This window comes from Nocardioides sp. CCNWLW216 (genome assembly GCF_037120545.1).
Classification (GTDB): domain Bacteria; phylum Actinomycetota; class Actinomycetes; order Propionibacteriales; family Nocardioidaceae; genus Nocardioides; species Nocardioides lianchengensis.
Genome location: NZ_JBBBBJ010000005.1, coordinates 327,761 through 354,144, shown reverse-complemented (window position 1 = coordinate 354,144; position 26,384 = coordinate 327,761). Strand labels below are relative to the sequence as shown.

The 26,384-nt window shown below is 74.6% G+C and carries 24 protein-coding genes; 15 read left to right on the top strand and 9 right to left on the bottom strand.

Annotated elements, in window-relative coordinates:
- Positions 1 to 45: 45 nt before the first annotated feature.
- On the top strand, positions 46 to 1,536 hold the full coding sequence (locus V7S47_RS14335; RefSeq protein ID WP_336562211.1) for a serine/threonine-protein kinase: 1,491 nt from the start codon (positions 46 to 48) through the stop codon (positions 1,534 to 1,536).
- Between the two features lie 146 nt (positions 1,537 to 1,682).
- Here V7S47_RS14335 and V7S47_RS14330 read toward each other — a convergent pair whose 3' ends face one another.
- Both V7S47_RS14330 and V7S47_RS14325 read right to left on the bottom strand, forming a co-directional pair.
- Positions 1,683 to 2,318, bottom strand: a complete 636-nt coding sequence (locus V7S47_RS14330) for a hypothetical protein (RefSeq protein WP_336562175.1) — start codon at positions 2,316 to 2,318, stop codon at positions 1,683 to 1,685.
- 28 nt (positions 2,319 to 2,346) lie between these two features.
- Complete coding sequence (locus tag V7S47_RS14325) at positions 2,347 to 2,934, bottom strand: TetR/AcrR family transcriptional regulator (RefSeq protein WP_336562174.1); 588 nt, start codon at positions 2,932 to 2,934, stop codon at positions 2,347 to 2,349.
- Between the two features lie 143 nt (positions 2,935 to 3,077).
- On the opposite strand from V7S47_RS14325, the gene V7S47_RS14320 reads away from it, so the two are divergent.
- On the top strand, positions 3,078 to 6,794 hold the full coding sequence (locus tag V7S47_RS14320; protein ID WP_336562173.1) for a glycosyl hydrolase: 3,717 nt from the start codon (positions 3,078 to 3,080) through the stop codon (positions 6,792 to 6,794).
- 127 nt (positions 6,795 to 6,921) lie between these two features.
- Positions 6,922 to 8,427 carry an amidohydrolase gene (locus V7S47_RS14315; RefSeq protein ID WP_336562172.1) on the top strand — a complete coding sequence of 502 codons (1,506 nt, stop codon included), beginning with the start codon at positions 6,922 to 6,924 and terminating at the stop codon, positions 8,425 to 8,427.
- On the opposite strand, the gene V7S47_RS14310 is transcribed toward V7S47_RS14315, so the two are convergent.
- Positions 8,415 to 9,068 (bottom strand): M15 family metallopeptidase, encoded by a 654-nt coding sequence (locus V7S47_RS14310; protein WP_336562171.1) that lies wholly within the window; start codon positions 9,066 to 9,068, stop codon positions 8,415 to 8,417. The genes V7S47_RS14315 and V7S47_RS14310 overlap by 13 nt on opposite strands.
- A gap of 114 nt (positions 9,069 to 9,182) precedes the next feature.
- Between V7S47_RS14310 and V7S47_RS14305 the strand changes: the two genes are divergently transcribed.
- Together V7S47_RS14305 and V7S47_RS14300 are read left to right on the top strand one after the other, a co-directional pair.
- Positions 9,183 to 9,689, top strand: a complete 507-nt coding sequence (locus V7S47_RS14305; RefSeq protein WP_170866929.1) for an RNA polymerase sigma factor — start codon at positions 9,183 to 9,185, stop codon at positions 9,687 to 9,689.
- On the top strand, positions 9,686 to 10,390 hold the full coding sequence (locus tag V7S47_RS14300) for a hypothetical protein (protein ID WP_336562170.1): 705 nt from the start codon (positions 9,686 to 9,688) through the stop codon (positions 10,388 to 10,390). Before V7S47_RS14305 ends, V7S47_RS14300 begins: the two co-directional genes overlap by 4 nt.
- Here V7S47_RS14300 and V7S47_RS14295 read toward each other — a convergent pair.
- On the bottom strand, positions 10,387 to 11,250 hold the full coding sequence (locus V7S47_RS14295) for an SGNH/GDSL hydrolase family protein (RefSeq protein ID WP_336562169.1): 864 nt from the start codon (positions 11,248 to 11,250) through the stop codon (positions 10,387 to 10,389). The genes V7S47_RS14300 and V7S47_RS14295 overlap by 4 nt on opposite strands.
- Positions 11,247 to 12,122 carry an SGNH/GDSL hydrolase family protein gene (locus V7S47_RS14290; protein ID WP_336562168.1) on the bottom strand — a complete coding sequence of 292 codons (876 nt, stop codon included), beginning with the start codon at positions 12,120 to 12,122 and terminating at the stop codon, positions 11,247 to 11,249. The genes V7S47_RS14295 and V7S47_RS14290 overlap by 4 nt, the downstream gene beginning before the upstream one ends.
- 33 nt (positions 12,123 to 12,155) lie before the next feature.
- Here V7S47_RS14290 and V7S47_RS14285 point away from each other — a divergent pair, with 33 nt between their 5' ends.
- The 9 genes from V7S47_RS14285 (at position 12,156) to V7S47_RS14245 (ending at position 21,948) form a co-directional block, all read left to right on the top strand.
- Positions 12,156 to 13,124 (top strand): cation diffusion facilitator family transporter, encoded by a 969-nt coding sequence (locus V7S47_RS14285; RefSeq protein WP_336562167.1) that lies wholly within the window; start codon positions 12,156 to 12,158, stop codon positions 13,122 to 13,124.
- Positions 13,125 to 13,264: 140 nt separating this feature from the next.
- Positions 13,265 to 14,392: an ROK family transcriptional regulator gene (locus V7S47_RS14280; RefSeq protein WP_170866927.1), complete on the top strand. Its 1,128-nt coding sequence runs from the start codon at positions 13,265 to 13,267 to the stop codon at positions 14,390 to 14,392.
- A 51-nt stretch (positions 14,393 to 14,443) separates the two neighbouring features.
- Positions 14,444 to 15,721, top strand: a complete 1,278-nt coding sequence (locus tag V7S47_RS14275; RefSeq protein ID WP_211752705.1) for an extracellular solute-binding protein — start codon at positions 14,444 to 14,446, stop codon at positions 15,719 to 15,721.
- Between the two features lie 214 nt (positions 15,722 to 15,935).
- On the top strand, positions 15,936 to 16,895 hold the full coding sequence (locus tag V7S47_RS14270; RefSeq protein WP_336562166.1) for a carbohydrate ABC transporter permease: 960 nt from the start codon (positions 15,936 to 15,938) through the stop codon (positions 16,893 to 16,895).
- Positions 16,895 to 17,734 (top strand): carbohydrate ABC transporter permease, encoded by an 840-nt coding sequence (locus tag V7S47_RS14265; protein ID WP_336562165.1) that lies wholly within the window; start codon positions 16,895 to 16,897, stop codon positions 17,732 to 17,734. The genes V7S47_RS14270 and V7S47_RS14265 overlap by 1 nt, the downstream gene beginning before the upstream one ends.
- Positions 17,731 to 19,152: a glycoside hydrolase family 3 N-terminal domain-containing protein gene (locus tag V7S47_RS14260; RefSeq protein ID WP_336562164.1), complete on the top strand. Its 1,422-nt coding sequence runs from the start codon at positions 17,731 to 17,733 to the stop codon at positions 19,150 to 19,152. The genes V7S47_RS14265 and V7S47_RS14260 overlap by 4 nt, the downstream gene beginning before the upstream one ends.
- Complete coding sequence (locus V7S47_RS14255; protein WP_244509240.1) at positions 19,149 to 20,048, top strand: ROK family protein; 900 nt, start codon at positions 19,149 to 19,151, stop codon at positions 20,046 to 20,048. Before V7S47_RS14260 ends, V7S47_RS14255 begins: the two co-directional genes overlap by 4 nt.
- The gene (gene nagA / locus V7S47_RS14250) at positions 20,045 to 21,163 is read left to right on the top strand and encodes an N-acetylglucosamine-6-phosphate deacetylase (RefSeq protein WP_336562163.1); all 1,119 of its coding nucleotides are present in this window, start codon (positions 20,045 to 20,047) and stop codon (positions 21,161 to 21,163) included. The genes V7S47_RS14255 and nagA overlap by 4 nt, the downstream gene beginning before the upstream one ends.
- On the top strand, positions 21,163 to 21,948 hold the full coding sequence (locus tag V7S47_RS14245) for a glucosamine-6-phosphate deaminase (protein WP_336562162.1): 786 nt from the start codon (positions 21,163 to 21,165) through the stop codon (positions 21,946 to 21,948). The genes nagA and V7S47_RS14245 overlap by 1 nt, the downstream gene beginning before the upstream one ends.
- A gap of 44 nt (positions 21,949 to 21,992) precedes the next feature.
- On the opposite strand, the gene V7S47_RS14240 is transcribed toward V7S47_RS14245, so the two are convergent.
- The 4 genes from V7S47_RS14240 to V7S47_RS14225 all read right to left on the bottom strand — a co-directional run bounded on the left by V7S47_RS14240 (position 21,993) and on the right by V7S47_RS14225 (position 25,175).
- Complete coding sequence (locus V7S47_RS14240; RefSeq protein ID WP_336562161.1) at positions 21,993 to 22,631, bottom strand: fasciclin domain-containing protein; 639 nt, start codon at positions 22,629 to 22,631, stop codon at positions 21,993 to 21,995.
- A 67-nt stretch (positions 22,632 to 22,698) separates the two neighbouring features.
- Positions 22,699 to 23,343 carry an anti-sigma factor gene (locus V7S47_RS14235; RefSeq protein WP_090850901.1) on the bottom strand — a complete coding sequence of 215 codons (645 nt, stop codon included), beginning with the start codon at positions 23,341 to 23,343 and terminating at the stop codon, positions 22,699 to 22,701.
- On the bottom strand, positions 23,340 to 23,927 hold the full coding sequence (locus tag V7S47_RS14230) for an RNA polymerase sigma factor (RefSeq protein ID WP_336562160.1): 588 nt from the start codon (positions 23,925 to 23,927) through the stop codon (positions 23,340 to 23,342). The genes V7S47_RS14235 and V7S47_RS14230 overlap by 4 nt, the downstream gene beginning before the upstream one ends.
- Positions 23,928 to 23,981: 54 nt before the next feature.
- Positions 23,982 to 25,175: a PucR family transcriptional regulator gene (locus V7S47_RS14225; protein ID WP_336562159.1), complete on the bottom strand. Its 1,194-nt coding sequence runs from the start codon at positions 25,173 to 25,175 to the stop codon at positions 23,982 to 23,984.
- 93 nt (positions 25,176 to 25,268) lie between these two features.
- Between V7S47_RS14225 and V7S47_RS14220 the strand changes: the two genes are divergently transcribed.
- Positions 25,269 to 26,381, top strand: a complete 1,113-nt coding sequence (locus V7S47_RS14220) for a ferredoxin reductase (protein WP_336562158.1) — start codon at positions 25,269 to 25,271, stop codon at positions 26,379 to 26,381.
- The last annotated feature ends 3 nt before the right edge of the window (positions 26,382 to 26,384 follow it).

Sequence of the window (26,384 nt, the reverse complement as noted above, 5' to 3'; positions counted from 1 at the left end):
GTCTCAGGGGCCCTCTCAGGGTTCGCCCATAATGGCGCGGTGTCCATGCCCAGCCGCCTCGGCCGCTACGCCGTGCGCCGCCGGATCGGTGCGGGCGGGTTCGCGACCGTGTGGCTGGCCTACGACGAGCAGCTGGACGCGCCGGTCGCGGTGAAGGTGCTGGCCGACAACTGGACCGAGGACCACCAGGTACGGCGCCGCTTCCTCGAGGAGGGCCGCTACCTGCGGCGGGTCGAGTCGCCGCACGTCGTCCAGGTCTTCGACGCCGGCGAGCTCGAGGACGGCCGGCCCTACCTGGTGATGACCTACGCCGACCAGGGCACCCTCGCCGACCGGCTCGAGGTCGAGGGCCTGGCCGCCGGGCAGGCGCTGGAGGTGGTCCGCCAGGTCGGCGCCGGGCTCGCCGCCCTGCACCGCAACGACATCCTGCACCGCGACGTGAAGCCGGCGAACGTGCTGTTCCGCAGCGTCGACGGGACGGTCCGCGCGATGGTCGCCGACCTCGGGCTGGGCAAGGCGCTCGACGTGTCGTCGCGGCTGACCATGGTCGCGGGAACGCCATCGTTCGTGGCGCCCGAGCAGGCGGCCGCCGAGTCGCTGGACGCCCGGGCCGACCAGTACTCCCTCGGCGCGCTGACCTACCTGCTGCTGACGGGGCGGGCGCCGTACACGCACGCGACGCTGAGCGCCGCCGCCAGCCCGGTGCCGCCCCCGCCGCTGTCCACCGACGAGCGGCCCTACGACGACGCGGTCGACGCCGTCGTACGACGGGCGCTGGCGGTCGACCGCGAGGAGCGCTGGCCCGACGTCACGTCGTACGTCGACGCGCTGGCCGCGGCGCTCGGCCCGGAGGCGACCGCCGCCACCCCCGCGCCGTGGCTGCCGATCGACCCCGAGCTCACCCAGCCCGGGGCCCGCCCGGACCCCGCGACCGACGTCGCGGCGGTCCCCGAGCCGTCCGTCCCCGCCCGGTCGTCGGCGGGTTCTCGGCGCCGGCGGCCGCTGCGGGTGCTGGCCGCCGCGGTGGCCGGGCTCGTCGTCCTGTGCGCGGGTGGGATCGGCGGCTGGGTCTGGCAGCAGAGCCGCCCCGACCCCGACGTCACCGTCTCCGACGACGACGGCACCTTCGAGGTCACCGTGCCCGCGGCCTGGGACGCCGCGGTGGCGACCGGGGCCTGGGCGCCGCCGGGCAGCGACGACCAGGGCGAGCAGCCCGCCCTCTCCGTCGGCACCGCCCGCGACTGGAACGACCCCGACGGCGACGACCAGGGCGTGTTCGTCGGCGTCCTCGCCGGCACCGAGCTGCCCGAGCAGCTGCCCCAGCACCCCGAGTGCGGCCGGGCCGGCCCGCACTCCGACGACGTCCAGGACGGCGACGCCGTACGGACGGTGGTCTTCGGGGACTGCCCCGGCGGCCTCACCGTCGAGCGGGTCGTCCAGGTCACCGCCGACCAGCTGGTCTGGATCCAGGTCCGCAGCCACGACCGGGCCACCGCCAACCGGGTGCTCGACTCGGTGGCGGTGTACGGGATGTAGCGGCGGGGTGCGAGGCCGGGTGAGAGTTTCATCGGCTAGCCGATGAACCTCCTGCCGGGACGACAAAGGTTCATCGTCCAGGGATGAGTTTCATCGGCTAGCCGATGAAACTTTGCGGCGGCGGCGGCGGGCGGCGGCCGCCCGGGTCAGCCGAGGCGCAGCGAGTCGCTGACCCGGGTCAGCAGGTCCTGCAGGCCGTCCCGGTCCGCCTCGCGACCCACGGCCGCGACCGCCGCGGTCGCCCCGCTGTCGCCGAGGACCAGGAAGCGCTCCATCGACACCCGGCGGTAGCCGCCCTGGAGGTACGTCGCCACGAAGCGGTCGTCGCCCTGGGTCTCGATCACCAGGTTCTCGAGCTGCTCGTTGGCCTCGGCGTCGCGCAGGGCGTTGATCCGGTTCATCACCTCGACCCGCTGCGAGCTCAGCCCGCCCAGGCCGGTCACCCGGAGCTGGTAGGTGTTCGTGGCGCTCCGGTCGGCGGTGAAGATCGCGTTCGGCAGCTCGCCGCCGCGACTCCAGCCCTCCGGGACCCTGAACTCGAGGCGCTTGCCGTTGGCCCGCAGCTTGGCGGCCTCCAGCGGCAGCCCGGTCGCCAGCGGGGCGTCGTCGGGGTCGGGCTCGACGTCGTACTCGGTGACCGGGTACGACGGCGACGCAGCCGGGACGGGCGCCGCGACCGAGATGGTGAGCGGGGCGTCGGTCTGCAGGGCGCTGACGCCGTACCCGCCGGCGACGCCCGCGATCGCGAGGACCGCGAAGGCCCCCAGCGCGCGCACAGACATGGCGGACACCGTAGTGGGTGCCGTGGGGTCAGCCGCCCGTGGGTCGCCGCAGCAGCGCGGGCAGCCAGACGTCGTCGAGGAGCAGCTCGACGGCGGGACCGCGCAGCGGCGCGGCGGTGTGGACGAGCTCCGAGGTCATCAGGGCGTGGCCCAGGTTCTGCACGAGGGCGGGGGGTCGGGCGGTGAGCTCGCCCCTGTCCAGGGCGGCGTCGACGATGGCCACGATCGGGAACGGGACCTCGGGCCCGGTCAGCGAGCTGGTGCGGTCGGCCCGTTCCAGCAGCACCCCGCGGACCGCCTCCCCGAACGGGCCGTCGTAGAACGCCTCCAGGCCGCGGAGGAAGCCCAGCAGATCGGAGCGGAGGTCGCCGGAGGTCTCGACGACCTCGTCGGCCGAGCGCAGGGCCCGCACGAGCATCTCCTGGGCGAGCTGGATCCGGTTCTCCCACCGCCGGTAGACCACGTTCTTCGCCGTGCCGCAGCGGGCGGCGACGCCGGCGATCGTGAAGCTCGACCACCCGTGCTCGCCGAGCTCGGCCCACGCGGCGTCGAGGATCGCCTGCTCGAGGACGGCGCCCCGGCGTCGCGTCCTCACCTGGTCCACGGGGGCGTCCACGGAGGCGATTGTCGCGCACCGGTGTCACGCGAAGCCGTCTAGCCCGGAGATAAGACACTGTGAGTGTCCTATTGACGGGACGAGAGGAGCAGACCTACGGTGACGACCGCCACATTGAAACCTTTCATCACCCCGGGGGACCGATGACCAGAACTCCTGCACCTCGGCGGCTCGGCCGCCTTCCAGCGGTCGCGGCGACCGCGCTGGCCGTCGCGGCCTCCGCCGCCCTCGCCGTACCGGTCACGGCGACCGTGGGCCCCGCGGCCTCCGCGGCCGTCGCTGCCCCGACCGCCGCCCCGACGACGGGGACACCGGCGCTGACCGCGGCGACGTACGCCGACCCGCCGACCAGCGTGCGGCCGATGTACCGCTACTGGATGCCGCTGGCCTACACCGACGACGAGGTGCTGCGCCAGGAGCTCCGGGACATGGCGGCCTCGGGCGCCGGCGGGGTGGAGATCGCGCCGTTCGGCGTCCCCGGCGCGGGCAACCAGACCAACGCCTTCCTCGAGCAATACGGCTGGGGCACGCCGGCCTGGGCGCACAAGATGGAGGTCATCACCGCCGAGGCGGCGGAGCTCGGCCTGGTCGTGGACCAGAACCTGGGCCCGCAGTACCCGCCCACGGTCCCGACCCTGAACAGCTTCAACCAGCGCGAGGCCGAGCAGAAGCTGATCTTCGGCCGCGAGTTCAACCCCGCCGGCTCCACCCGCAGCGGCGCGCTGCCGGCGCCGACGGTGGCCCCGCCCAACGTCACCACCCAGCTGTGCGGTCCGGCAGCTCCGGGCGACGAGGTGCTGAAGGTGAACAGCCTCGGCGGCTACGCCCCGGGCGACACGGTCACCGTGGGAGCCGGTGGGACCGCCGAGAAGGTGGTCGTGAGCGCTCTCGGCGACCGTACGGCGACCTGCGCCGACCTGTCGGTCTCGCCGCTCCGCAACGCGCACGCCGTCGCGGAGGCCGTCGTCACCGTGGCCCGCACCACCCGCCTCAAGACGCTGGTCGCCCAGTGCGCGGCCGCGTGCGACGCGACCACTCCGGCGCCGGTCCAGCTGGTCCCGTCGTCGGTCACCGACGTCACCGCCCAGGTCAGCGGCGGACGCCTGGACCACACCTTCCCGACCGGCAACGGCAACCCCTGGGTGGTCATCGACCTCGTCCAGACGGCCTCCGGCCTGGTCGCGCAGCGCAACGGCTACACCGCGACCCAGCCCAACTACGTCCCGGACCACTGGAGTCGCGGCGGCGTGCAGATCCAGACCAACTTCTGGGACGAGCACATCCTCACCCCGAAGGTCCGGGCCAACCTGCGCAAGATCGGCAGCGGCGCCGTCTTCGAGGACTCCCTCGAGCTCGGTGAGACCCAGAAGTGGACCTGGGGCCTCCTGCAGCAGTTCGAGAAGCGCCGCGGCTACGACCCGACCACCCTGCTGCCGGCCCTCGCCGGCGCCGGGATCCAGGGCAGCGGCACCCCCGCCTTCGAGCTCGCCGGGATCGGCGCGCAGGTGCGCGAGGACTACCGCCAGACCCTGAGCGACCTCTACGTCGAGCGCTACGTCGCGCCGATGCAGGAGTGGGCCGAGGGCCACGGGCTGAACTACCGGGCGCAGTCGTACGGCGTCCCGATCTCGACCAGCGCCGCCGGAGCGGTCGCCGGGATCCCCGAGGGCGAGTCCCTCAACTTCTGGAACGGCACCCTCGGCGCCGAGCAGAACTACCGGGCGGTCTCCTCGGGCGCGCACCTGAGCGGCAAGAACGTGGTCTCGGTCGAGTGCTGCGCGGTGTTCCAGGGCGGCTACCGCTCGAGCCTGGCCGGGCCCTACGTCGGCGGCCAGTTCGGCCAGGGCGGCGACGGCACCCAGGTCGGCGGCAAGTACTCGCAGGGCCTGCTCGACAGCATCTACACGTCGTACGCCGGGGGCGTGAACCAGCTCGTCTGGCACGGCTACGCCTACCGCGACGCCCCGGTCGGCGTCGGCACCAGCGGCCGCGACGGCTCCTGGCCCGGCTACCACCCGTGGGACATCTTCGGCGCGATCAGCGTCAACGACGAGTTCGGACCGCGGCAGGCCAGCTGGCCCGACTACGCCCCGGTCAACGACTCCCTGGCCCGCGACCAGCTGGTCCTGCGCCAGGGTCGCGCGACGGTCGACCTCGGCGTCTACTACGAGGACCTCGGCCTCGCCGGGGCCAGCGTCGGCACCCAGCAGCCCGTCCAGCACCTGCTCGGCACCGGCTCGGCCACCTCGAAGGCCGGCTACACCTACGAGTACGTCGCGCCCGACTTCCTGGCCGACCCGGAGCTCGAGGTCGAGGCCGACGGCGGGCTCTTCGCCGACCGGTCCGACCACGCGGCGCTGTTGCTGAACAACCAGACGACGCTGTCGGTCGCCACCGCCGAGCGCCTCCGCGACCTGGCCACCGACGGCCTGCGGGTCTTCCTCGTCGGCGGCCTGCCGACCACCACCACCGGCGCGAAGCCGGGCGGTGCCGCGCTCGCCACGGTCGTCGACCAGCTGCTCGCGCAGCCGACCGTCGAGCACGTGGCCGACGAGGCCGACCTGCCGGCCGCCCTGGTGGCCGCCGGCATCCGGCCGACCGTCACGCCCGAGGAGCCGACCGCGGCCCTCGGCCTGGTCCGTCGCGAGGCGGACGGGGTCAGCTACGACTTCGTCCACAACCGGTCCGGCGAGACCGTCGAGCAGCGCCTCACCCTCACGGGGACGGGCCGCCCGTACCTGCTCGACAGCTGGACCGGCGAGATCACCCCGATCGCGGAGTACACGACCGGCGACGGCACCGTGACGGTCCCGGTCGAGATCGCGCCGTACGACAAGGTGGTCGTCGCTCTCGCCGGTACGACGGCCGCACCGGCCCCGGCTCCGGCCGTCCACGCCGTCGACAGCACCGGCGACGTCCGCGCCGCCGGTGACGCCCTGACCCTGCGGGCCGGTGCCGACGGCCAGTACGTCACCCGGCTCAGCAACGGCGCCACCCGCACGACCGCGGTGAGCGGCCTGACCGCCGCGCGGGGCCTGGACACCTGGTCGCTCGTGGCCCAGACCTGGACTCCGGGCGCCCAGCAGTGGACGACGGTCAAGACCGACCAGCCCGCGGTCGGCCTGAGCGCTCGCGAGGACGGCACTCTGCCCTCCTGGCGCGACGTCACCTCTCCCGTCGACCTGAGTCAGTCGTCCGGGGTCGGCACCTACACGACCACGGTGGAGCTGCCGGCGACCTGGAAGGCGGCCACCGACGGCGCCTACCTGGCGCTCGGCGCGGTCCTCGACTCCGCGTCGGTCACGGTCAACGGCACCTCGGTCGTCGTCGACCAGGCCGACCGGGACCGGATCGACCTCGGGAAGAACCTGCGCCCGGGGACGAACACGATCGTGGTCCGGGTGGCGACGACGATGTTCAACGCGGTTCGCAAGTCGGGCGACAGCAACTACCAGCTGCCGGCCTGGCAGGAGGCGGGGCTCCGCGGCCCGGTCGTGCTGTCGCCGTACCGCGACACGGCGATCCCCGTGTCCACGACGCCGCCGACGCCGCCGGTCCCGCCGTCCCAGCCGGCGAAGGCGACCACGACGAAGCTGGTGGTGACGCCGAAGCGGGTCACCGCAGGCAAGCGGGCGGTCGCCACGGTCACCGTCTCCTCGCGGGCGAGCGGCCAGGTCCGCATCCGGGTGGACGGCAAGGTCGTCCGCACGGTCACCGTGACCCGGGGTCGGGCCCGGGTGAGCCTGCCGCGGCTGCGGGTCGGGCGGCACCGGGTCCGGGCCGAGTTCCTCGGCACGACCGCGTGGAAGCCGTCCGCGTCGAAGCGGGTGGTCGTGAAGGTGGTGCGCAAGCGGCGGTGACGTCAGAGGCGGTGACGTCGTAGGCAGGGGCGGGGGCGGTGCGATCCGACGGGTCGCACCGCCCTCGCGCGTCCGTGGGTGGTGGCCGGGTTCGGCGGATGCGTGCCGCTGCCCTAGCGTCGGCCCCATGACGAGCCTGCTGCTGCGCGACGCGCGCCTGGTCCCGGTCGAGGCGGGCCACCGGGTGCCCGACGCGCCCGTCGACGTCCTGGTCGAGCACGGCACCGTGACCGCGGTCGGTCCGGGGCTGGCTCGCCCGGACGGCGTGGAGGAGGTCGACGGCGGGGGCCGGTGGCTGGTGCCGGGGCTGTGGGACGCCCACGTGCACATGGCGCAGTGGACCCTCGCCTCGCAGCGGCTCGACCTGGCCGCGGTCCGGACGCCGGAGGAGATCCTGGCCCGGGTGACGGAGTGGATCGCCGACTACCCCGGGTTCCCGGTCATCGGCTGGGGCCACCGCTCGGGCGCCTGGGAGCGCGACGTCACCGTCTCCGAGCTGGACGCGGTCTCCGGCGACACGGCCGTGGTGCTGATCAGCGGCGACGGGCACCACGCCTGGCTCAACACCACCGCGCTGATGCACCTGGCCATGCCGGTGCGCGACTCGGTCGTCCGCGAGACGGAGTGGTTCGCGGCGTACCCCCGGCTGGCCACCCTGGTCGGCAACGACGGGACCTCGCCCGAGGCCTACCGGCGCACCCTCGACCACGCCGCGTCGATGGGCATCGTCGGGTTCACCGACTTCGAGTTCGGCGCCAGCCGGGCCGACTGGCTGGAGCGCTGGTCGCAGGGCTGCGACACGCTCCGGGTGCGGTGGGCGACGTACGCCGACACGCTCGAGGACGTGATCGCGGCCGGGCTGCGCACCGGCGACCCGCTGCTCGGGGACGACCGGCTGACGATGGGCCCGCTGAAGATCATCAGCGACGGCTCGCTCAACACCCGCACGGCCTGGTGCTGCCAGCCGTACGCCGACGCGCACCGCCTGGAGTACCCCGCCGGCCAGCCCAACCAGCCGCCCGAGGAGCTGCGCCGGCTGCTCGCGCGCGCCCACGGCGCCGGGCTGGAGATCGCCACGCACGCGATCGGCGACGCGGCGGTGGCCGACGCGCTGGCGGCGTACGCCGAGACGGGCGCGCGCGGCTCGATCGAGCACGCCCAGCTGGTCGGCCGCGACGACGTACGGCGGATGGCCGGGCTGGGCATCCGCGGCAGCGTCCAGCCCGCCCACCTCCTCGACGACCGTGACCTGACCGAGAAGGTCTGGCCGGACCGCACCGAGCGCTGCTTCGCGTTCCGCTGGATGCTCGACGACGGGGTGACCCTGGCCCTCGGGTCGGACGCGCCGGTCTCGCCGCTCGACCCCTGGCTGGCCATGGCCGCGGCCGTGCACCGCAGCGCCGACGAGCGCGAGGCCTGGCACGGCGAGCAGGCCCTCACCGCCCGCGAGACCCTCGCCGCGTCGGTCGACGGCCAGCCCACCGTGGCGGTCGGCTCCCGCGGCGACCTGGTCCTCCTCGACGCCGACCCGCTCGCGCCCGCGGCCTCGGCCGCCGACGCCGCCACGGTCCTGCGCGACATGTCCGTCGCGCTGACCGTCGTGGCGGGGCGGGTCGTGCATCACTCCGCGTAGTCACCACCCGGCAGACCGAAGAACTCCTCCAGGGTGCCGATGCCGGTGCGGGTCAGCTCGGCGGCGAGCCGGCGGCCGACGTACCGCAGGTGCCAGGGCTCGGGGCCGTAGCCGGTGATCGCCTGGTCGGCCTCGGTGTAGCGCAGCCAGAACCCGAAGCCGGCGGCGTGCTCGCGCACCCAGCGGCCGGCGTCGGTGTCGCCGAAGCAGGCCTCGATCCGGCACTCCGGATGGGCGGGGGTGTCGACGTCGACGGCCAGGCCGGTCTGGTGCTCGCTGTGCCCCGGCCGGGCCGACCAGCGGTCGGCGAGCTCCTGCCCGTCGCGGGCGACGATGCCGTCGTACACGCCGCGCTGGTACGACGGCGAGCGGTAGGCGCTCGCCACGTGCAGCTCGATCCCGTCGTCGGCGGCCGCGTCGAGCAGCGCCTGCAGGTCGGCCGCCGCGGCCCGGGCGACCAGGTGCTGGTCGACGACGACCAGGTCCGGCTCGAAGTCGGCGGGCGTCATCGGGAGCCGCTTGTTCACCACGACCCAGGGGCTCGACGGGTCGGTCGTCGAGCGCGCGGCCCGGTCGAAGGACGGGGGCGGGACGACGGCGGCGAGCAGGCTCAGCAGGGCCGCGATGAAGGAGGCGAACACACTCGGGGACTGTCCGGTCGGCCGGTCGCGATGACCGGCCCTCGGGTGAGCAAACCCACCTGCGTCCGCCTGTCACCGACCGTCGGGTGCCGGACACTTCAAGGTGTGGATCGGGTGGACGAGCTGTACCGGCGGCACGGGCCGGTGGTCTTCCGCTACGCCCGCAGCCGGCTCGACACCGAGGACGCGCACGACGTGACGGCGGAGGTGTTCGTGGTCGCGCTGCGGCGGTGGCGGGAGGTCCCCGAGCACGAGCTGGCCTGGCTGCTGGGCGTCGCCCGCCGGGTGATCGCCAACCACGTGCGCTCCGCGCGTCGTCGTACGGCGCTGGGGGAGCGGTTGCGCGCGCAGCGGACCCCGGAGGCGGTCGACCCGGCCCGGTCGGTGGACCGCACCGACGCGCTGCGGCGGGCCGTCGCCACCCTCGGGCCGCGCGACCAGGAGGTCGTCGGCCTGCTGCTGGCCGCCGACCTCGACCAGCGCGACCTGGCCGCCGCGCTCGGCTGCAGCCCTAACACCGCCTCGGCCCGCGCCTCGCGGGCCCGCCGCCGGCTCCGGGACGCGCTGGCCGCCCAGGACTCCGAGCACGACGACGACACCGAAGGGGTGTTCTCCCGATGAGCGACGACCTGCAGGATCTCCGGACCGTGCTGCGCTCCGTGGACGCCGAGCTCGACCACGCCCGCGTGCTGCGGACCGTGCACGCGTCCCGCCGTACGACGCGGTGGGTGCCGCTCGCCGCGGCCGCCGCGGTGGCCTGCGTGCTGCTGGCCTCGGTCGGCACGCTCGCCTGGGTGACCTCCCGCGACGAGCCGGTCCCGGCGGTGCAGCCGGCGACGACGGCACCGCTGCCCGACCGGCAGGCGCTGGCGGAGCGGGTCCGGGTGGCGATCTCGACCGGCACCGCCTGCGCCCGGATCGAGCAGGACGGTCGGGTGGTCATCGAGCAGCTGCGCCGGGTCGGCGCGGACGGTCCGACCGTGCTCCTCGCGAGCCCCGGGTCGGACCGGTGGCCGCTCTGTGCCCCGGACCGGGCCCCCACGCCCCGCGCGCTCGACGACGTGCCCTCCGGCAGCGCCACCCGGGCCCCCTCGCCGGACCTGAAGGTCGCCACGACCCGCGACCTGCTGATGCCGCTGGCCGGCCCGGTGGCCGACGTCTCGGTGGCGCGGGACGTCGTGGGCGACCTGGTCCTGCGGGTGCGCACGGAACGACTGCGGTACGACTACCGGCTCGACGCCGCGGACCGCCCGGTCGCCGTCCGCGTCCGACCGCTGGACGCGGCCGGGCCGGTCCTCGACGCCACGGTCGGCTGGGGCTAGCCCTCGAGCGCCGCGACCACCAGGTCGGCCGTCTCGCGCTGGCCGACGGCCAGCGGGTGCAGGGCCAGGCCGACGCCGGGCGTGGTCTGCACGCCGTTGACCCAGGGATCGTCGGAGCACACGTCGTGGCCGGCGCTGGCGTCGTACAGGTCGACGTAGGTGACGCCCGCGGCCTCCGCGGCCGCCTGCTGGACGGTGTGCAGCCGCTCGTTGAGCGCGGCCAGCGCGGGGGCGTCGGCGGCGGCCACGGGGAGCAGGTCGGGGCAGTCGGCGTCGGGCGCGATGATCTGCGGGTAGCCGACGACCACGACCTGCGCCTCGGGCGCCCGCTCGGCGATCGCGGCGACGGCCGCGGTGAGGTGGCCGCCGAGCTCGTCGATCGCGGCCTCCAGAGGACCCCCGCACGCGGGGGCGGAGGCGCCGGTGGTCGCGCAGCCGATCAGGCGCGAGAAGACGGCGCCGTCGTTGCCGCCCATCCCGATCGTGACCAGCTCGGCGTCCGCCGTGACGGCGTCCAGCTGGGGCGGCGCCTCGCCGGTGCTGGTGCCCTGGGCGGTCCGCAGGTTGTCGGTGGTGGCGCCCGCGCAGCTGACGTCGCTCAGCGTGTAGCCCAGCTCCGCCGCCACCAGGGCCGGGTAGTTGGCCGGCGAGCGCAGGCAGCCGTCGGTGGCGGCGTCGTCGGTGATGAGCGGCGCGGCGGTGTAGGAGTCACCGAGGGCGACGTACGCCGGCCCTGCGGGCTCGGTGGTCGTGCTCCCGGTGGGAGACGGCGCGGTCTCGGAGGTGTCCGCGGACGACCCGTCGTCGCTGCACGCGGCCAGCGCCAGCACCAACAGCCCCCCGGCCAGCAGCCGCCTCACAGCAGCTCCAGCAGCAGGTCGGCGACGGCCTGCTCGTAGGCGCGGAACGGGTGGTAGGCCATGGCGGCTCCCTCGTCGGTGGTCCGCCCGTTGATCCACGGGTCGGTGGAGCAGATGTCGTGTCCGGCGCTGGCGGCCCAGGTGTCGACGTACTCGAACCCGGCCCTCTCGGCCGCGTCCTGCACGGTGAGGGTGAGGCCCTGGTTGAGCCGGTAGGCCCAGGCCCGGTCGCCCAGGCCGAGCGGCAGGTCGGCGCAGCCGCCCTCGGACGGGACGATCTGCGGGTAGCCCACCACCACGACCCGGGCCTCGGGCGCACGGTCGCGGACCGCGGCGAAGGCGTCGACGAGCCGCGTGTTCAGGCGGGCCAGCCGGGTGCTCACCGGGTCGCCGCCGGCAGCCTCGGCCGTGGCGCAGGGAGCGCCGGTGGGGTCGGCGACGGCGAGCTGCTGGCAGACCCCGAGCAGCGATCCCGCGATCTGGTCGTCGTTGCCGCCGATGCTCACCGTCACCAGGTCGGTGTCGGCGTCGAGCGCGTCCAGCTGCGGGGCGTGGATGTCCGCCCCGATCGTCTGCGGCGCGGTCAGGTGGACGGTGCCGGCGCCCGAGCAGCTCACGTCGGTGAGCTCCACGTCGTCCCGGGCCGCCGCGACCAGCGACGGGTAGTTGCTCCCCGAGCGCAGGCAGCCGCCGGCCGGGTCGGCCGGCGGGATGAGCGGTCCCGCGGTGAAGGAGTCGCCGAGGGCGACGTACTCGAGCGCCTCGGGCTCCTCCTGATCGCTGCCGCTGCCGCTGCTGCAGCCCGTCAGGGCCGCGAGGGCCAGGATCCCCCACGCGAGCGGGCTCGCGAGCGCCGGGAGCCGTCGGGACATGCGGCAACGGTACGGATCGGGTACCACCCGGCGGTGAGCACACCCGGGGAGAAGAGCGGATCCGAGGAGCAGGGCGGGCAGGAGTCCCTGCTGACCGTGCTGGTCGCCCTGGCCGCCAACGGGCTGCTCGCCGTGGCCAAGTCGGTGGCCGCGGTGCTGACCGGGTCCGCGGCGATGGTCGCGGAGGCGGCGCACTCGTGGGCCGACACCGGCAACGAGGTCTTCCTGCTGGTCGCCGAGCGGACCGGTCGCCGCCCGCGCGACGAGGAGCACCCGCGCGGCTACGGGCGCTCGACGTACATCTGGTCGTTGGTGGCGGCCTTCGGTCTCTTCTCGGCCGGCGCCGTGGTGTCGGTGTGGCACGGCGTCACCGAGCTGCTGGACGAGGAGTCGGGCCCGGAGAGCTACCTGGTCAACTACGTCGTCCTCGCGGTGGCCCTCGTGCTGGAGGGCTCGTCGTTCCTGCAGGCGTCGCGGCAGGTCGGCGGCGCGGCGAAGCGGTGGGGGATGCGCCCGCTGCGCTACGTCAGCCGTACGTCGAACCCCACGCTGCGGGCGGTCTTCTTCGAGGACTCCGCCGCGCTCATCGGCATCCTGCTCGCGGGCGGCGGCATCGCCCTGCACCAGCTGACCGGGGACCCGGTCTGGGACGCCCTCGGGTCGATCGCGGTCGGCGTGCTGCTGGCCGGGGTGGCGATCTTCCTGATGCGCCGCAACATGGAGTACCTGCTGGGGGAGGGGCTGTCGCCTCAGCTGCGCGCCCGGGTCCTGGCCCGGCTGCTCGAGCACCCCGAGATCGACCGGATCACCTACCTCCACGTCGAGTACGTCGGCCCCCAGCGGGTCTTCGTCGTCGCCGCGGTCGACCTGGTCGGCGACGACACCGAGAACCACCTCGCCCTGCGCTTCCGCCGGGTCGAGGCCGACGTCGAGCAGGACCCGATGATCGAGGACGCGATCCTCACCCTCGCCCCGCCCGACGAGCCCGCGCTCACCCCCTGACCCCCTGTTTCCCGCCGAGTCAGCAGGAGTGGGGGGCCGAGTCAGCACTACTGGTGCTGACTCGGCAGCTCTGGACCAGTGCGGATTCGAGAGCCGGACCCTCTTGACGGGGAATATGTAAGTGCGCTGAACTAACAAACGTGACCCAGACGACACCGGTGAGCCGGCCGCTCCGCCCGCGGGGCAAGCTGCTGCAGGAGGACGCCCGGCGGCACCACCGCTCGCTGCTCCTCCAGCAGCTGTTCCGGGAGGGACCGGCGAGCCGGGCCGACCTGGCCCGGACCAGCGGCCTCACCCGGGTGACCGTCTCGGACCTGGTGGGTCAGCTCGTCGAGGAGGGGCTGATCGAGGAGCTCGGCGCGCCCGTCGAGAGCCGCGTCGGCAAGCCGCCGACGCTGGTCGGGCTGGCTGCCGACGCGACCCACATCGTCGCGGTCGACCTGTCCGGCGACGACCGGGTCACCGGGGCCGTGCTCACCCTGCTCGGGGACGTCCGCGAGCGGCACGAGCTCCCGATCGCCGGTCGCCGCGGGGCGCAGGCCGTCGAGCTGGTCCACCAGCTGGTCCGCGAGCTCGTGGGGCGTACGACGAAGCCGGTCCTGGGCATCGGGGTCGGGACGCCGGGCGTCGTCGACCACGACGGCACGGTGGTCGACGCCCCCAACCTCGGCTGGTCCGGCACGACGCTGGCCGCCGGCCTGCGCGAGGCCTTCGGGCTGCCGGTCTTCGTGGCCAACGACGCCAACACCGCGGTGCTGGGCGAGCACACCTTCGGCGACGCCCGGGACGGCGGCCTGATGCTGCTGCGGATCGGCACCGGCGTCGGCGCCGGGCTGGTGCTCGGCGGCGCGCTGCTGCACGGTCACCGCGCGGCCGCCGGCGAGATCGGCCACGTGGTCGTGGACCCCGCCGGCGCGACCTGCGCCTGCGGGCGCCGCGGCTGCCTGGAGACCCTGCTCGCCGTCCCGCACCTGCGCGAGCGGATCGCCGCGTCCGACCACGACACGGCCCTGACCGAGGTGGGCGAGCAGCTCGGCGCCGCGCTGGCGCCCGTCGTCGGCACCCTCAACCTGCACGAGGTCGTCCTCAGCGGTCCGGCCGAGCTCCTCGACGGTCCGCTGCGCGAGGCCGCCGACCGCACCATCCGGGCGCGGACCATGCCCGTCACCGGCGACGAGCTCGTCGTCCGCACCTCGACCCTCGGCGAGGACGTCGTCCTCGTCGGTGCCGCCGTGCTCGTCCTCGCGGGCCAGCTCGGCGTCTCCTGACCTCCCAGAAGACAGACAACGACCCGCTCCACCCCACAGAAAGGCACCGCAGTGCGCAACAGGAAGACACTGGCGATCGCCGCCGTCACGGCCACCGCCCTGCTGGGCCTCTCGGCCTGCGGTGACGACAGCGAGGCGAGCCCCGACGCCGGGCCCGACAAGGCCGACATCCGCGTGTGGCTGAACGGCGCGGACACGCCGCAGGCCGCCCGCGACTGGCTGAAGACCACCTTCGAGAAGGATCACCCGGGCTCGACGCTCACCATCGAGGAGCAGCAGTGGGAGGGCCTCGTCGAGCGGCTCACCACCGCCCTGTCCAGCGAGTCCGAGACCCCCGACGTCGTCGAGGTCGGCAACACCCAGGCCCCCACCTTCACCGAGGCCGGCGCCTTCTCCGACCTCTCCGACCAGCTGGGTGACCTGGGCGGCGACGACCTGCTCCCGGGCTTCGTCGACGGCGCCACCGTCGACGGCGCGACCTACGCCGTGCCCTACTACGCCGGCTCGAAGTACGTCTTCTACCGCAAGGACCTGCTCGAGGCCGCCGGCCTCGAGGTGCCGACCACGATGGCGGAGTTCGTCGACGCCGCCGTCGCGCTGAAGAAGGCCAACCCGGAGCCGGCCAACTTCTCCGGCTTCTGGCTCCCCGGCCAGGACTGGCGCAACGGCGTCGCGTTCCTCTGGGACGCCGGCGGGGACCTGGCCACCGAGGACGGCGGGGCCTGGACGGGCAGCCTGTCCAGCCCCGAGTCGATCGCCGGTCTCGAGACGGTGCAGACGCTCTTCCAGGACGCCTCCGGCGCGGCCAAGGACGGCAACGAGGCCGACCCGTGGACGCCGTACTGCAACAACGAGATCGGCATGATGTCGGCGCCCGGCTGGGTCAAGGGCCAGATCGAGGACCCCGAGGCGGGCTGCCCCGACATGATCGAGAAGACCGGCGTCTTCGCGCTCCCGGGCTCGGACGGCTCGCCCGCCCCGGTGCTCCTGGGCGGGTCCGACATCGCCGTCTCGGCGAAGTCGCCGAACCAGGCGCTGGCCCAGGACGCGGTGGCGTTGATGCTCAGCGACGACTACCAGACGATCCTGGCCGAGAACGGGCTGACGCCGGCCAAGACGTCGCTGGCCACGCTGCTGGGTGACGACGAGTACGCCGCCGCGACCATCGCCGCCGCCTCCAACGCCAAGCTCACGCCGGCCGCGTCCGGCTGGGCCAAGGTCGAGGGTGCGCGGGTGCTGGAGGACCTGTTCGTCGACCTGGCCAAGGGCGGGGACCCCGCCGAGCTCGCGCAGGCCGCCGACGAGCAGATGGACGCCCAGCTCGGCTGAGCCGCTGGTTGAGGTGCTCCGGAGCGACGGAGGAGCCTCGAAACCTGGCTGGTCGACCCTCGGTCCTGATCGAGGTCGACTCTCGGCGCACCGGGTTTCGAGGCTCGTCGCTAGCGCTCCTCGCACCTCAACCAACGTGAGGGCTCGACCAGCGTGGGGCCTCGACCAGCGGTGCGGCCATGCTCATCGCGACGACTGAAGGAAGGAGGGCCGAATGGCCACCAGCACGCTGACCCCGCCCTCCGTGGACGACGCCGCTCCCGACGGCTCCCGACCGACGCGGCCACGGCGTACCCGCTCGCCGCTGCCGTTCGGCCTGCTGCTGCCGGCGGTGCTCGCCCTGGGCCTGGCCCTCGGCTACCCCCTGGTGCGCCAGGTGGTGCTGTCGCTGCAGGAGTTCGGCCTGGCCCAGCAGTTCGGGCGGCCCGCGGAATGGGTCGGTCTGCAGAACTACCGCGAGCTGGTCGGCGACCCCTACCTGTGGAAGGTCGTCCTCCGGTCGGTCCTCTTCTGCCTGGTCAACGCCGCGGTGACGATGGCCGTCGGCGTGGGACTGGCGCTGCTGATGCAGCGGATGTCCAAGCCGGTCCGGCTGCTCGTCCAGAGCGGGCTGCTGCTCGCCTGGGCGATGCCGGTGCTCGCCGCGCTGACCGTGTGGCAGTGGCTCTTCGACAGCCAGTACGGCGTCGTGAACTGGCTGCTGACGAAGGCCGGCGGCGACTACGCGGGCCACTCGTGGCTCCTCGAGCCGCTCTCCTTCTTCCTGGTCGCCAGCGTCATCGTGGTCTGGATGAGCGTGCCGTTCGTGGCGTTCACGGCGTACGCCGCCCTCACCCAGGTGCCCGCCGAGCTGGTCGAGGCCGCCGCGATGGACGGCGCCAGCCCGCGCCAGCGGCTGCGGCACGTCGTGCTGCCGACGGTCAGCCCGGTGCTGCTGGTGGTCGGGCTGCTCCAGGTCATCTGGGACCTGCGGGTCTTCACCCAGATCTACGTGCTGCAGAAGGCCGGCGGCACCACGCGGGACACCAACCTGCTCGGCACCTACATCTACCGGCTCGGGATCGGCAGTGGCGACTTCGGGACGGCGGCCGCCGTCGCGGTCTTCATGCTCGCGCTGACCGTGGTGCTCACCGCGCCGTACGTCCGGCTGATGCTGCGCCAGGAGGAGTCCTGATGAGCCGTCCCACCTCGCGCCCCGCGCGGATCCTGGTCGACCTGGTCGGGCTGCTCGTCTTCCTGGTCGCGGTCTTCCCGGTCTACTGGATGGTCAACACCTCGCTGCTGAAGCGCAACGAGATCCGCTCGCCGGACCCGACCTGGCTGCCGTTCGGCGGCTCGTTCGACAACTACCGGCGGGTGCTCTCCGGCGGGCGGTTCACCGACGCGCTGCTGGTCAGCCTGTCGGTCACCCTGGCCACCGTCGTGGTCGCGCTGGTCTTCGCGTTCCTCGCGGCGCTGGCGGTCTCGCGGTTCCGCTTCCGCGGGCGGACCAGCTTCATCGTGGCGTTGCTGCTGATCCAGATGATCCCGGTCGAGGGCCTGTTCATCAGCCAGTACAAGATGCTGGAGGGCTTCTCGCTCCTCAACACCGTCGCCGGCCTGACGCTCGTCTACGTCGCCTCGGTGCTGCCCTTCACGATCTGGACCCTGCGCGGCTTCGTGGCCGGCGTGCCCTACGAGCTGGAGGAGGCGGCGATGGTCGACGGCTGCTCGCGGCTCGGGGCCTTCTGGCGGGTGACCTTCCCGCTGCTGGCGCCCGGCCTGGTCGCCACCGGCGTCTTCGGCTTCCTCCAGGCGTGGAACGAGTTCACCCTCGCCGTGGTCGTGATGACCCGCGAGGACAAGCAGACCCTGCCGGTCTGGCTGAGCACCTTCCTCGACGTCAACCGCGGCACCGACTGGGGCGCGGTGATGGCCGGATCCACGCTGATCGCCGTCCCGGTCGTCGTCTTCTTCCTCATCGTGCAGGGTCGGATGGTCTCCGGGCTGACGGCCGGGGCGGTGAAGGGATGAGCCTCGACGCGCTGGCGCTGGCCGTCCAGCTCCCCGGCTTCAGCGGTACGACGCTCGCCCCGGAGGTCGCTGCTCTGCTCGGCGAGGGGCTGGGCGGGATCTGCCTCTTCGGCGCGAACGTCGGCGCGAACGTGGGTGCGCACGGCGGCGGCTCGCTGCGCGACCTCACCGACGCGGTGCACGCCGCGGGCCCGGGCGCGATCGTCGCGGTCGACGAGGAGGGCGGCGACGTCACCCGGCTGCACCCCGACGAGGGCAGCCCGGTGCTGGGGGCCGCGGCGCTGGGGCAGGTCGGCGACCTCGCGCTGACCCGCCGTACGGCCCGGGCGGTGGGGGTCGAGCTGGCCGCCGCCGGGGTCGACCTCGACCTGGCGCCGGTGGCCGACGTGAACAGCAACCCCGACAACCCGGTCATCGGCACCCGCAGCTTCGGGCCGCGGCCGCAGCCGGTGGCCGCCCACGTCGTGGCCTGGACCACCGGGCTCCAGGAGGCCGGGGTCGCGGCGTGCGTGAAGCACTTCCCGGGCCACGGCGACACCGCCCAGGACAGCCACGTCGCGCTGCCCGTCCTCGACCGGGACCGCGCCCAGCTCGCGGCGCGCGAGCTGGTGCCGTTCGCGGCCGCCGTCGACGCCGGGGTGGCCGCCATCATGACCTCCCACATCCTGGTGCCGGCGATCGATCCGTACCTGCCGGCGACGCTGAGCCGCCCGGTGCTCACGCTGCTGCGCGACCGGCTGCGCTTCGACGGCGTCGTCGTCAGCGACGCGCTCGACATGGCCGGCGCGTCCGCCGGCCGCGGCATCCCCGAGGCGGCCGTGCTGGCGCTGGCCGCCGGTGCCGACCTGCTCTGCCTCGGCGCCGACAAGGACGTCGCGCTGGTCCGCGAGGTGCAGGCGGCGATCGTGGCGGCCGTGGACTCGGGACGCCTCGAGCAGGCCCGCCTGGAGGACGCCGTACGACGGATCGCCGCGCTGCGCGGACGGGTCCGTCCGGAGCCGATGGCGGTCGGGGAGCTCGCGGACGCCCGGCTCTCGCTGGTCCTGGACGGCACGCTGCCGCCGCTGGCCGGGGCCCGGGTCGTGACCGTCGAGACGCCCGCGACCATCGCCGTCGGCGACGTGCCGTGGGGGCTGCCCGCGGACGTGTCGGTGACCCCGGACGACTACGACGCCTGGCGCGCGGCGGCCGACGGGTCGCCGCTGGTGCTCCAGGTCCGCGACCTGCACCGCCAGCCGTGGGCGCGCTGCGTGGTCGACCACGTCGCCGAGCGGGCCGGCGTCCCGGTGGTGGTCGTCGAGTGGGGCTGGCCCGGCCCGTGGGAGAGCGGGCTGCCGAGGATCCGAACGCACGGCTGGTCCCGCCCCGGGGCCGTCGCCGTGACCGAGCTGTTGAGGGAAGCAGGGTGGGACCGGTGAACGTCGGCCTGGACATCGGCGCCACGAAGACGCTGGGCGTCGTCGTGGACGCGGACGGGCGGGTGCTGGCCCAGGAGCGGCTGGCGACGGCGCCCGGCGCCGAGGGCATCGTGGCCACGGCCGTGGGCGTCGTCGAGGCGCTGGCCGCCGCGGCGGGGGCCGTCACGGCCGTCGGCGTCGGCGTCCCCGGCCTGGTCGACGTCGAGCGCGGGGCCCTCGCCCACGCGGTCAACCTCGGCGTCGACGGCGAGTGGCTCCCGCTCGGGGATCTGCTCGCGAGCCGACTCGGGGTCCCGGTCTCCCTCGAGAACGACGTCAACGCCGCCGCCCTCGGCGCGGTCGCGCTCACCGGGGTCGACGACCTCGTCTACCTGAGCATCGGCACCGGCCTGGCCGCCGGGCTGGTGCTCGACGGCCGGCTCCGCCGCGGCGTCTCGGGGGCCGCGGGGGAGATCGGCCACGTGCCGGTCGACCCGGCCGGCGCGGCCTGCCAGTGCGGTCAGCGCGGCTGCCTGGAGACCGTCGCGTCGGGGCGCGCGATCACCGACGCCTGGCCGTCCGGGGACGTCCCGGCGGCCCAGGCCCTCTTCGCGGCCGCGGCTGCCGGGGACGTGCGGGCGGTCGCCGTGCGTGACCGTTTCGCCGCGGGGGTGGCCGACGCCGTGCGCGTGCTCGGGCTGTCCCTGGATCCCGGGGTCGTGATGCTCGGCGGGGGCGTCGCCCAGCTCGGCGAGCCGCTGCGGGCCGCCGTCTCGTCCGCCCTGCACGACCAGGCGATCGCCTCCCCGTTCCTCGCCTCGCTCGACCTCGCCGGCCGGCTGCGGGTCGTGCCGGTCGACCACCCGGTCGCCGCGGTCGGCGCGGCGCTGCTCGGCCCCCGCGAGGCCGTGGCGTGAGCTCGCTGGTCGTCACCGGGGCGCTGTCGGTCGACGGCGCGCCGACCACGGTGCGGGTCGCCGACGGGGTCGTCGCGGCCGCGTCCGACGGGCCGGTGCTCGATGCCGCCGGCCTGGTCGTGCTGCCCGGCCTGGTCGACCTGCAGGTGAACGGCGCGGCGGGGGTCGACGTCACCGCGGAGCCGACCCGGCTCTGGGAGGTCGCGGCCACGCTGCCGTCGTACGGCGTCACCGCGTTCCTGCCGACCGTCATCACGTCGTCGCCCGAGGCCCGGACCGCCGCCCTGGCCGCCCTGGCCGCCGGGCCACCCGCGGGCTGGGTCGGCGCCGTCCCGCTGGGTCTGCACCTCGAAGGGCCGATGATCGCGCCGGAGCGGCGCGGGGCCCACCCGGCCGCCCGGCTGGCGTCACCGTCCCCCGAGCTGGTCGCCGGCTGGACCCGGGACGCCGGCGTGGCGCTGGTGACCCTCGCACCCGAGCTGCCCGGGGCGCTCGACGCGGTCCGCGCCCTCGTGGCGAGCGGGGTCGTGGTGTCGCTCGGCCACACCGCGGCCTCGGCCGCGGAGATCGAGGCCGCCGTCACCGCCGGTGCCACGGCGGTGACCCACCTGGGCAACGCGATGCCGGCGCTGGCCGGACGCTCGCCCGGCCCCGTGGGGGCGGCGCTCGCCTCCGCCTCGCTGGTGGCCGGGGTGATCGCCGACGGCCACCACCTCGACCCGGTCACCCTGGCCGCCTACCGGCGCGCCCTCGGTCCCGAGCGGCTCCTCGCCGTCTCCGACACCACCGCCGCGCTCGGGCTGCCCGACGGACCGGCCCGGCTGGGCGATCAGGAGGTCGTCGTCAGCGCGGGGACGGTGCGGCTGGCCGACGGCACGCTCGCCGGCTCGGCGGCGTCGCTGATGGACTGCCTCGCGGTGCTGCGCGCGGCCACCGGCTGCTCGCTCGCGGAGGCCGTGCACGCGGCGACCGCCGTACCGGCCCGCCTGCTGGGCGACCCCTCCCGCGGCTCGTTGGCGATCGGGGCCCGGGGCGACCTGGTGCTGGTCACGCCGGCGCTGGAGCCGGTGGTCACCGTCGTCGGCGGGGTGGTCGTGCTGGACCGGAGGTCCTGATGGAGGTCGTCCCCTGCCCGTCGGTCGACGCGCTCGCCGCCCTGGCCGCGGACGCGGTCGAGGCGCTCGTCCGGGCCCGGCCCGACGCGGTGCTCGGACTGGCGACCGGGTCGTCGCCGCTCCCGGTCTACCGCGAGCTGGTCGCGCGGCACCGGGCCGGCGCGGGTCCGTCGTACGACGCGGTCTCGGCCTTCACCCTCGACGAGTACGTCGGTCTCCCGCTCGGCCACCCCGAGTCCTACCGCGCGACCATCGCCCGCGAGCTGACCGACGACCTCGGGCTGCCACCCGAGCGGGTGCATGGACCTGACCCGGCACCGGACGCGCTGCCGACGGCCGGGGAACGCTACGAGCGGGCCCTGCAGCAGGCCGGCGGCGTGGACCTGCAGGTGCTCGGCATCGGCACCGACGGCCACCTGGCCTTCAACGAGCCCGGCTCCTCCCTGGCCTCGCTGACCCGGATCAAGACGCTGACCGAGCAGACCCGGCAGGACAACGCCCGCTTCTTCGACTCGCCCGACGAGGTGCCGCGGCACGTCCTGACCCAGGGGCTCGGCACCATCCTCCGCGCCCGGCACCTCCTCCTCGTGGCCCTCGGGCCGGCGAAGGCCGACGCGGTGGCCGCCGCGCTGGAGGGCCCGCTGTCCGCCTCCTGTCCGGCGAGCGTGCTCCAGCTGCACCCGCACGTCACGGTGCTGCTCGACCCCGGCGCGGCCGGCGGCCTGGCCCGCGCCGAGCACCACCGGGCCGTGTTCGAGGCGAAGCCCGCCTGGCAGGGCCTCTGAGAGGGCCCCGCCAGACGGGCTCGAGGTTGATCAGGGCAAGTTGATCAGGGCAGGTCGATCGGGCGCAGCACCCGGTTGACGGCGTGCCCGACCTGCTTGTTGCCCCTGTTGATGTCGACCACGACCACGCGGGCGTTGCGGTCGTTCTTGTCGAGGTCGCTGACGATGACCTTCTTCCCGCGGACCCGGATGCCGACCGTGCCGCCCTGGGCCGTCGTGAGCCGCTTGCCGGCCGAGGCGACCACCTTCGGCGAGGTAAGGGTCCGCCCGGCGACCACGTGGTAGAGCAGCACCGTCTCCAGCGTGTCGACGTCCGCGACCTTCAGCAGCGCGCGGACCGTGGCGCGCTCGGTCCGCGGCTTCTTCCCGGTGAGGTCGGTGACCAGCGCGCGGAACGCGGCGTCGGTCGGCAGGAAGACTGTCGCCCGCTTGCGCCCCTGGGTGAGCAGGGCGACCGGGCTGTCCGGCTTCGCCTTCAGGACGGTCAGCACGCCCTTCTCCAGGATGTCGAAGTCCTGCCAGTTCCGGTCGAGACGGTTGCCGTCCGCGGCGAGCACCTTGGCCAGGCTCCGGTTGCCGGCCTTGCGCTCCGCGGGCTCGCTCGCCTGCGCCGGCGCGACGGCCGTCAGGGTGAGCGCGGCCGTCGCGAGGGCGGCCAGGCCGGTGGTGATGCGTGTCTTCATGGGTTTCCTCCGGTGGTGGGATTCTCAGTGGGACATCTGGGGGACATCTGGGGGGACATCTGGGGGGTCAGCCGTCGGTGTCGTACGACGCGCGCAGCACCGAGGTGACCGAGTGCTGCGGGTCGCCGTCGTCGTCCTCGAGGCTCACGTCGATCGCGCCGTAGCTGCCGAGGAGGGCATCGTCGATCTCGAACGAGGCGGTGCCGCGCGGGCCGAGCTGGCCGAGGGCGAGCATCTTGTTCGTGGCCGGGTCGAGCAGCCAGGCCTGGTAGAACCGGCCGCTCCCGGCCGCCGGCAGGTCGTGGGTCGTGATCGTCATCCGGGTGCCGCCGTCCCCGGGCGTCATCTCCACCCGGCCGGTCGCCGTGCCCTCGACCGGGTCCAGCACGGCCACGGCCGGCGCGGGCTCCTCGTCGTCGTGCAGCACGCCGTACGTCGTGCCGGCGGTCGCCGCGACGGCGACAGCAGCGGCGGCCAGGAGCAGCGGGCCGCGTCGCGACCGCCGGGGGGCGGGAGCGGGCCGGAGCTCGTCGGCCGCAGGGACGACCCCGAGGGTGCGGCCCGAGCGGGCGAGCATCGCGTGGGCGGTGGCCAGCTCCGCGAGGTCCTCGCGGCACTGCGCGCACGCGTCGAGGTGGTCGCCCGTCGTGGCCGCGTCGTGGTTGGAGAGCTCGGCACGCAGCAGCGCCAGCAGGTCGGGGTGCTCGCTCACGACGGGCCTCCTTCGTCGGTCCGGTCGTCCTGGTCGTCCTGGTCGTCCTGGTCGTCCTGGTCGGCCTGCTCGCGCATGAGCGCACCGAGGCGCCGGGTGCCCCGGGACGCCCGTGCCTTCACCGTGCCGAGCGGCACGTCGAGCCGGCGGGCGACCTCGCGCTGGGTCAGACCCGCGTAGTAGGTGAGCTCCAGGACCTCACGCTCGTGGTCCTTCAGCTGCGCCAGCGCGGCCCGGACCTCGGCCGCGTCGGCGTAGCGCTGCAGCGTCTCCCGGCCGTCCTCGCCGACCAGGTCGCGCGCCGCCTCGACCGGCACGACCTGGTGCCGCCGGGCGCGGAGCGTGTCGACCGCGCGCCGGTGGGCGATCGTGAAGAGCCAGGTCGAGAAGCGCTGACCGGAGTCATAGCGGCCGGCGTACCGCCAGACGTCGAGGAAGGTGCGCTGCAGGACGTCCTCGGCCTCGTCGCCCACGTAGCGGCGCAGGTAGCCGAGCAGGCTCGGTCCGTAGACCGCGTAGGCGTCCTCGAGCGCCGCCTCCTCGCGGCGCGCGAGGCGCACGCCGATGGCCTGCCCGCTCTCCATGACAGGTGGTTCGTCGCGGAACTCCGAACGGTTGCCGTCGGGGGACGGACATCGTCAGATCTGGGGAGGAACACCCAGCGCCAGGGTGAGGGCGAGGACGGTCTCGGGGTCGTCGAGGGCGTCGCCGTAGAGCTCGCGGAGCTGGTTCATCCGGTAGCGCACCGTCTGCGGGTGCACGAACAGGGCCTCGGCGACGTCCTCGCGGCGGCCGAGGTGGAGCAGCCAGGCGCGTAGCGTCTCGGTCAGCTTCTCGGCCGCGGCCGGCCGGAGGTCGGCGAGCGGGGCCAGCGCGCGGGCGCGGAGGTCGGCGAGGGCGTCGGGGTCGGCGGTGAGCACCAGGTCGGGCAGGTGGGCCTCGGTGTCGGAGGTGTCGGCCCCGAGACCGAGCAGCCGCGCCCTCCGGGCCCGGTCGTACGACGTCCGCACCTGCTCCCACGGCCGGGCCGGCCCGGCGACCGCACCTCGGTCGCGCAGGGCCCGCAGCAGCGCGGTCCGCCGGCGACCGTGGACGTCCGGCACCAGCAGCAGCGCGTCGTCCTCGAGCCCCGGGACGTCGACGGCCCGCAGCGTCGTCGGGGTCAGCGCGCCGAGGACCGGGCGGACCTGGGCGGCCGGGACCAGGACGGCGGTGAGCGTGGTCGGGGGCTCCCAGCCGGCCCGCTCGCAGGCGGCCAGCACCGACTCCGCGCTCGATCCGTCGAGCAGCCGCTGGGCGAGCCGCTCGAGCGCCTCCTGGCGGACCCGGCCGGTGAGGGCCGACTCGTCGTCGTGGCCGGCCACGCTCGCGGCCGACAGCTCGTCGATGTAGGCGAAGACCAGCTCGGCGAAGCCGGCGAGGGTCTCGCCGTCCATCCCGGCCTCGACCGCGGTCGAGGACATCTCGCGCCAGCAGACCCGGGCCCCGATCCGGTAGGCCGCCAGGATGGCGTCGGTCGAGCGGCCGCTGCGGGCCTCACCGCGCCCCAGCTGGTAGGCGCCCTCGACCGCGGGCGCTCCGGGGGTGCGCAGGTCGGCGCCGCGCCGCCCGCTCGCGAGCGACAGGAACCCGGCCAGCGCGAGCTGTACCGCGGTGCGGATCCGGGCGCCCATCGGCCCGCTGAAGGCGTCGGTGTAGCTCGGGACCTGCTCGATGATCTCGGTGACCGCGTGCTCGGCGACCTCGGGCAGGTGGTCGCGCATCTCGGCCACCGCGGCCGCCGGCAGGCGCAGGCCGTGATCGGTCGTCCGACGGCCGCTGGGTCGCGCCACGGCGTACTCCTTTGTTCTCAGTGAACAAGAAACGGGGCCCGGTTCACGTCACCTGGACAGGACTTTACCTCCGTGTTGCAGGAGACTAGAAGCATGACGGCCGCCGCTATGCCCCGTACCTCCCCCGGAGCGACACGCTCGCTCAAGGGGATGCTGCGTCGCGTCGCCGATGCGGCGGTCACGCCGCTCGAGCTCGACGACGTCCTCGACCACTTCCACCCGCTGCGCCGCGGCACCGAGCTGCGCGGCCGGATCGTCCAGGTCGTCCCCGAGACGGCGCAGTCCGCGACCCTGGTCATCAAGCCGGGTCGCGACTGGGACGGCCACGTGCCCGGCCAGTACGTCCGGGTCGGCGTCGACGTCGACGGCGTCCGGCTGTGGCGCACCTACTCCCTGACCCACGGCCCGCGCCAGGACCGCTGCATCTCCATCACGGTCAAGGCGATCCCGGACGGCGTGGTCTCCGGCTACCTCGTGCACCGCGCGAAGGTCGGCGAGATGATCCAGCTCGCCCAGCCCGAGGGCGAGTTCGTGCTGCCCCAGCCGCTGCCGCGCAAGCTGCTCCTGGTCACCGCCGGCTCCGGCATCACCCCGGTGATCGGGATGCTACGCAACCTGTTCTCCAAGGCGACGGCCCCGGCCACCGACATCACCCTGGTGCACGTCAACCCGAGCGAGTCGGCGTCGATCTTCCGCGACGAGCTCCGCGCCCACGGCGCCGCCGGGCGGATCACCCTCGTCGAGCGGTACGACGACCAGCACGGCCTGCTCGACGTGAGCGACCTGACGACGTTCGTCCCCGACCTCGACGAGCGGCTCACCTACGCCTGCGGCCCGGCCGGACTCCTCGACGCGCTCGAGGCCCACCACGCCGAGCGCGGTCTCGACCTCACCACCGAGCGGTTCCGCCCGATGCTGGTCGAGCCCGGCGACGGCGGCACCGTCACCTTCACCAACGGCATCACCCTCGACGCCGACGGCGCCACCCCGATCCTCGACGCCGCCGAGGACGCCGGCGTCCTGATGCCCAGCGGCTGCCGGATGGGCATCTGCATGGGCTGTGTCCTCCCGATGCGCTCCGGCGCCGTGCGCGACCTGCGCAACGGCGCGATCACCACCGCCGTCCCCGGCGAGACCGGCCCCCAGGGCGTCCCGATCCAGACGTGCATCAGCGCCGCCGCCGGCGCCTGCACGATCGACCACTAGGTC